1 protein-coding gene is annotated in these 1,047 nt (G+C 51.7%); it reads right to left on the bottom strand.

Annotated features, from left to right (window positions below; all coding sequences use genetic code 11):
- A partial coding sequence (locus tag K6Y31_RS22060; protein WP_233055175.1) for an RHS repeat protein occupies positions 1–1,047 on the bottom strand: 1,047 nt, incomplete at both ends.

Below are 1,047 nucleotides of genomic sequence, written 5' to 3'. Positions count from 1 at the left end.
AATAGAAGTGGGTCGTGCCGGTAGCCGGATGGCTTTGCGTCTCCTTCAGGCCATTGACGTTATAACTAACCTGTGTGCCCTTTTTGGCAATGGTGTCCGATAGGTTAAATGCTTGCCAGTCCTGCTGGCTCGCCAACACCAGGCTGCCGGTCTTTTCACCAAATGTGTTGTAGTTAAAGTAGCTGCTACGGCTTTCTTCTGTATTTGCTGCAAGGGTTTGCTGACGCAGCAGACCGGTTTCAGAGTCATAGTAGTAACGCGTTTCGGTCCCTCTGACATCCTCTGACACACTCAATCGACCTGCCACATCGCGGGTCTGGCGACTCATCAACTGCGGTGGCCCTGCTAACAAGCGAATAGACGATATCTCCGTTATTCCGGGCGCCACCGCTGTCAGGTATTGATAAACTTCGGTCACTCGCGCGGCTTCGTCAAAGCGCGTTTCAGTCAGGTAGCCCTGTCGGTTAAGTGTAAATTGCTGGCGGCCGCGCGGGTCATAAAATACCCGCTCTGCGTCATATTCACCGCTGTATGGTGGCGATATATTCGGCGTTTTGTAATAACGAGTTTCTGTCTTACGCCCTGCTGCATCGTACACGAATTCAACCACATACCCGTCGGCATCAGTCTGAGCGTGCAAGCGCCCGGCCTCATCATAGTGGTTACGACTGATGCGTGCGGCGTCTCGCTCACCGTCACCGTATACCAAGGTGGCTTGAATGCGGCCTTGGTTGTCATATTCATACTCGGTCACCTGGCCGACAGCATTGGTCACAGTATACACCCGACCACGGCTGTCATATTCCGTGGCAATCAGGCGAGTAAGGGCTTTTTCCTCGTCACTCATGGTATTGACCAGCGTCAAAACGTCATCACCCGATACGGTGAGTTTATTTTCAACTAACCAAGCGGATGTATCTAGTTGAGTGCCATAACTTAACTCGCGAGTAACTTGTCCTGCACCATTATACTGATATTCGGTAACCTGCCCTCGGCCATCAACACTGAGCCAGAGTTTGCCTGATTCATTATAGAGCTGAAAACGGG

This window comes from Motilimonas cestriensis (assembly GCF_021295315.1).
In the GTDB taxonomy this organism is placed as follows: Bacteria; Pseudomonadota; Gammaproteobacteria; order Enterobacterales; family CBDFNC01; genus Motilimonas; species Motilimonas cestriensis.
This window is presented reverse-complemented; position numbering and strand designations above follow the sequence as displayed.